The sequence below is a fragment of the Cytophagales bacterium genome, from assembly GCA_019456305.1.
Lineage (GTDB): Bacteria > Bacteroidota > Bacteroidia > Cytophagales > VRUD01 > VRUD01.
Map to the genome: position 1 here is coordinate 1 of VRUD01000134.1, position 5,520 is coordinate 5,520.

Here is a 5,520-nt window from a genome sequence, read left to right on the forward strand (position 1 = left end):
TATTCGGGAGGCTACGGTACGTAGCCTCCCGAAAACCTGCACTCTTCATAGGAAGAGTACAGGGCCGGCGGCCGCTTCGACCCAGTGCACTTGCAACCACGGAGACGAAATCAACAGACGCCGGCGTTCGCGGCTCGAGCTCAAGAACCCAGCAAGAACCCAGCAAGAAGTGGGGCCGCGCGGATGGCCAATCCTACCAGCTGGGCTCAGACGGCCGTCAAGTCGGCTGCGCCAACTGCTCCACTCCGCTGCGCCCCAAGCGGGTGACTGCCGGCGCCCAGCCGGTTGGTCCGGCCAACCGCGCGGCCTCCGGCCGGCGGGACCCAGCAACCACCGAGGAAGCAAACATGATCGAGCATGGACACCTGACCGAGGAACAGTGGTTCGACCTCTGTCTTCGGGTCTACCGCCACCTGCGCCTCGGCGATCCCAAGCTCGCGATCGGCGCCCTGCAGGACGCCGGTTTCGACGAGTTCACCAAATCACGGGAGAGCTCCGATGTTGACCATGATGACTGACGTTCAGATGACCCGCCGCAAGCGGCTGGTCTTCATCCTCGACGAGAACGACACCGTCCTCTACAGCGGCGCCAAGGTCGCCCAGGCGATCGACTGGCTGATCGAGAACGGGCACGACAAGTGCACCGTCGAGGGCGAGAGCGAGGGCCTGCGCTTCGACATCGGCTTCGCCAGGTCGTAGCGAACCGGGCGGCTCGGGGCATGAGCTCCGGGCCGCCTTTTTTTTCGGGACCTGAGAAAACCCAGGCGTCCGGTAACATTGACGATCGCCAATGTTACCGGTACGATCGCACCGGTAACAATCGGAGGACCTGCACCATGGGCCGACGCGGATACCCGAAAGACCACCCCTACTACACCCCCAACGCCTACCAGCTTCCCATCAAACACCATTACCGGGACAGCGGTTGCGTCGCCCTCGGCCACGCGATCGCCAAGGCCCGATTCGCGGCCGACATGAAGCAAGGCGAGCTCGCCGACAAGCTCGGCGTCGCGCGCAGTCGGGTCGCCCAGTGGGAAGGCGCCAAACGGCCGGTGCCATGGAAGTTCATGGAGCCCTTGACCGATCTTTTCGGCACCCATGACGCCTGGGACGTCGAGCCCTACTCGATAGAGAAGAAGATTCCGCTGTTCGCCCGCATGGTCCGGTAACGATCGGGATCCCGAAGGTTACCGGTGAGATCCTACCGGTAACCTTCGGAGCTCGAAATGTTACCACGTCCGGATCGCCCCCCGGCGCTCGACACCGGGCGGGCTCGGGGCCTAAGCTCCGGGCCCGGAAGGCAACCCATGGCTAAACCCCAAGCACCGTTGTTGAGCCTCGGTGCCAGCGGCACCATCGCCAAGACCCTGACTTACGCCCGCTGGAAGGGCCGGGCCTACGTCAAGCACCACGTCGCCGGCAAGGACCCGCGGACGCCGGCGCAGGCCCGGGCCCGCGACACCTTCAAGACCGGCGATGCGCTTTGGGTGCCGGCGCCGGCGCTCTTCAAAGCGCCTTGGGACCGCTTCGCGGCCGGCCAGGTCAAGAGCGGCTACAACGCCTGGCTCGGGCGCTTCGTCCGGGATAACATCGGACGGACGGACCTCCTCAACACCACATTCTCGCCCGGCGCCGCCGGCGGCCTGGCGGCGAGCGCAATCGCTCTCACCGCCGGCGTGAGCTCCATAACCGTGGACTTCACCAACCCCGCGCCGCCCCTCGGTTGGACCCTGGAAAGCGCGATCGCCGCCGCCATCCGCGACGGCGATCCGGCCACGACGACCTTCCTCGAGGTGACCGCCGGCGAGGACGCCGTCGCGCAAGCCCAGGTCGTCCTGAGCGGGCTTACCGGCGGCGCGCTCTACGTCGTCGGCGCCTGGCTGCGCTGGCGCAAGCCGGACGGCTCGGTCGCCTACGGCCCGAGCCTCACGGGAACCGCAACGCCGGCGGCGGGGTTCACCGTCAACGCCGTGCACTTCGACGGCACGAACGACGTTCTGAAAAGGGCTGCCGGCTTGACCGGCGCCGTCGATGGACCGCCCTTCCTCTGGTCGATCTGGATCAACATCGCCGGCTCCCCCGGCGCCGTCATGTGGTTCTTCCGCGATACCCTGGGGCGGCTCCTGAGCTTGCGAAACGCCAGCGACAAGCTACAACTGCAGCTTCGCGACCCCGCCGGCATCCTACTCTGGGCATGGAACTCCGACGATTCCTTCACGAACCTCACAAACCCCGGCTGGCACCATCTGCTGGTGGCGGCGAACCTGATCGCCGTCACCCCTGTCGGCCAGGTCTTCCTCGACGACGCCGCCTTGGCCATCACCGAGGTCGGCGCCCCAACGACCGGCGACATCGATTGGACCTTCACCGATATCGCGGTCGGCGCCAAGCTCAACGACACGCAGTTTTTCAACGGCGACGTGGCCGAGCTCTACCTGACCGACGAGTACCTTGATATCAGCGTCCTCGCCAACCGGCGCAAGTTCATCGACGCCTCCGGCAAGCCCGTCGATCTGGGCGCGGACGGCTCGGCCCCGACCGGCACGGCGCCGCTGGTTTTCTTCTCCGGCGCGACGGACGATTGGCACACCAACAAGGGCAGCGGCGGCGGCTTCACCGAGATCGGCGCGCTTACCGACGCCGCGTCGAGCCCGAGCGATTAGGACCTGAAACTCGAACGGGCCGAGAACATCGGCTCTGGACGAACGGACGTTGCGCGGCGTAGGCTCCACGCCGTCCCTACAACCACGGAGGCCACCATGGCCAAACCGACCGCACCGCTGCTCAGCTTCGGGGCCTCGGGCACGCTCGCGAAGACGATGGTCTTCTCGAAGTGGAAGGGCCGGCCCTACGTGCGCCGGCACGTCGTCCCCGCCAACCCGAGGACCGTCGAGCAACTCAAGACCCGAAACACGTTCTCGTCCGCCAGCGACACCTGGAAGCTCGCCGGCCCGCTGTTGCGGGCGCCCTGGGACCGCTTCGCGGTCGGCCAGGTCCTCGCCGGCCGCAACAAGTACATGGCCGATTTCGTGCAACAAAATCGCGGACAGACGGACCTGCTCTCTTGGTTCATGAGTCCTGGTGCCAAGGGCGGCCTGCCGGCCGCCTCGCTGGTCTTGACCACGGTCGCCTCGCTCGGTATCGAGGCCGTCATCGGGGCCCCGGCCCTGCCGACCGGCTGGGCCATCACCCAGGCCGTCGCGGTCGCGATCCTCGACCAGGACCCGCAGACCGGGACCGAGTTCGCGACCGTCGAGGGCCTCGACGCGGCGACCCCCTTCCAGGTCGATCTGGTCGGCCTAACCGCGGCGACCTGGGTCGTCGGCGCCTGGTTCGAATTCACCAAGGCCGACCTCACCATCGCCTTCGGGGTATCGCTGCAGGACAGCATCCTCGTGACGGTCTAGGGACTGCGCTCCCACGGTGCCCACCTGGACCGTCCCCCGGGCGGCCGCCCGCGCGGCCGCCCGGACCGCCACCGGGCAAGTCGCATGACCCGGATCAAGGCCGACCCGAGACGCCAACGCTTCCCGTCGCTGTCCGGCAAGCTGATCCTCTATGACGATCGCGGCCAGCTGGTCGCCCGCAGCTGGCCGCGCAAGCGCGGCCGCCCCAAGAGCAAGTGGGTTCGCGTCCAGAACGCCTGGTTCAAGGAAGCCGGGCGCCTGGTCAAGCACGCCCCGGCCTCGCAAACGCTCCTGGCGATGAACGCCACGCGCAACCTCGGCCTGCTCTGGCGCGACGTCTTGACCAGGACGATCTCCGAGGGCATCTTCGACTTCACCCTGCCCGACGGTCGCCTGATTCGGCACCGCCGGCCGTTCCTGGAGAACGTTGTGTTCCAAGGTGCGATCCTCAAGCTCACGTCACCCTTCAGTCTCCCGCCCAACGTCCGCACGACGATCGAATGGCCGTTGCCGGTGCTCGACACCTTCGGCTTCTGGGACCCGGCCCAACCGACCCGGCTCACGATCCCCCCAGGGCCCGACGTCGTCTCTCTGAGCGCCGGCTGGGTAAGCACGCTCGACCTCGGCACCAACCTCACTAACCTGTTGATCAGGAAAAACGGCCTCGAGGTGAGCAGGCAAGCGCAGACCGAGACCGGCTTCCCGGGGTGTGGGGTCGGCTATGGAGCTCTCGACGTGGTCGCCGGCGACTTCTTCGACGTCGCCATATTCACGAGCAAGGCGACCGCCGCTCAAGCCTTCGAGCGCACGTTCTTCACCCTCAACGTGATCGGGGCCGGCTGACCGTGGCCGAGGAGAAGCCCTGGCTGGAATGGCGCGAGCTGCCGTCCGGCACGCTGGCGCCGAAGACCGCGAACTTCGTCAACGACATCATCTTCCATCCCTGCGCCCGGCCCTGGTACGTCTACGTCGAGACCTTCGCGCCGGCCTTCCTGCGGCTCTTGCTCATGATCAGCTTCTTCGATCTCGAAGACGCCCTGCGCGCCCATGCCACGTTTATCTCCGGCAAGGCCGGCCGCGGCGGCCACGGCCGCAAGCTGCACAAGATGAAGTTCACCCGCTCGGGCCGCGAGACCAAGACCCAGCGCTACGCCGCCAAGGCCCTCAAGACCCTGCTGATCATCACCAGCCCGCTCGAAGCCATCGGCTTCGCCTGGCTGCTCTACGCCGCCACCGATGAGTTCTTCTACGACTGGCAGACCCTGCTCAACGCCTCGACCTTCTGCAGCCAGCCGATCTTCAGCGGGCCGCTGCAGCGCCGCCGCGGCCCCGGCAACATCCCGATCCTACCCGGCGGACAGCCCACGCGGATGCCGATCGCCGTGCAGAACCGAGGCGCCTGGGCCAACAGCAACATCAGCGCCGATCTGCCCCAAGGCCAGTTCACCGCCATCTTCGCGCTCACGGTCAAGGGCCCGAACAACCGTATCGAGGGCGTCCACCTGCGCTTCCGGGTCACCGGCATCTTCGGCACGTTCTTGCTGGACGACGACCCGATCAGCATCGGGCCAAAAGAGCAGGTCGATCTGCTCTTTAAGGCCGACTTCTTCCTGTTCGGCGGCGCCGGCGGGGCGATCGTCTGGGAGCTGGTCGGCCAGGCCGTGCCGATCGGGCTGCACAGCGAGAAGGGCCGGATCATGGTGGTCCGGACCGGCTAGAGTTATCCGCGATTCACGATACGTTCCGGCTTCCCCATAAGAGACGGCCCCGCGTAAAGTACACGAGGCCGCCTTGCTTTGTGGGCACCCGACCCCAGGAGGGGGGGGCGTCTTGATAGTCCGCTCAGGAATAACTATTGTCAAGGGGGGGTGGGCGCACGTGGGATTGAACCACGGACCTCCTCGGTGTGAACGAGGAGGTCCTACGTTTTCTCTGCTCTCTCAACAATTCACCGTGCTGAAACAACGGGTTATCGCCTTTCGTGCGGTGACTCTAAAGTATCTCCCAAGGGGCTGTTCGCATTGCAGAACAGCCCGGCAACGTCGGCTCGCCGCGCGGGTCGCCGGCGACCGCCCGTCGGCCGGCACCGCGGTTAGACCATGCGCTCGACCTC

At 66.5% G+C, this 5,520-nt stretch carries 6 protein-coding genes; all 6 read left to right on the forward strand.

The window, feature by feature from the left end; translation table 11 throughout:
* Nucleotides 1–507: 507 nt before the first annotated feature.
* The 6 genes from FVQ77_17135 (at nt 508) to FVQ77_17160 (ending at nt 5,125) form a co-directional block, all read left to right on the forward strand.
* Nucleotides 508–699 (forward strand): hypothetical protein, encoded by a 192-nt coding sequence (locus FVQ77_17135; GenBank protein ID MBW8052027.1) that lies wholly within the window; start codon nt 508–510, stop codon nt 697–699.
* A 20-nt stretch (nt 700–719) separates the two neighbouring features.
* Nucleotides 720–1,169, forward strand: coding sequence for a helix-turn-helix domain-containing protein (locus FVQ77_17140; GenBank protein MBW8052028.1), 450 nt, complete (start codon nt 720–722; stop codon nt 1,167–1,169).
* 138 nt (nt 1,170–1,307) lie between these two features.
* A complete protein-coding gene (locus FVQ77_17145) occupies nt 1,308–2,663 on the forward strand; it encodes a hypothetical protein (GenBank protein ID MBW8052029.1) in 1,356 nt (451 codons plus the stop codon).
* A gap of 96 nt (nt 2,664–2,759) precedes the next feature.
* Nucleotides 2,760–3,407 (forward strand): hypothetical protein, encoded by a 648-nt coding sequence (locus FVQ77_17150; protein MBW8052030.1) that lies wholly within the window; start codon nt 2,760–2,762, stop codon nt 3,405–3,407.
* Nucleotides 3,408–3,491: 84 nt separating this feature from the next.
* Complete coding sequence (locus FVQ77_17155; protein MBW8052031.1) at nt 3,492–4,250, forward strand: hypothetical protein; 759 nt, start codon at nt 3,492–3,494, stop codon at nt 4,248–4,250.
* A 2-nt stretch (nt 4,251–4,252) separates the two neighbouring features.
* A complete protein-coding gene (locus FVQ77_17160; protein MBW8052032.1) occupies nt 4,253–5,125 on the forward strand; it encodes a hypothetical protein in 873 nt (290 codons plus the stop codon).
* Nucleotides 5,126–5,520: the final 395 nt, after the last annotated feature.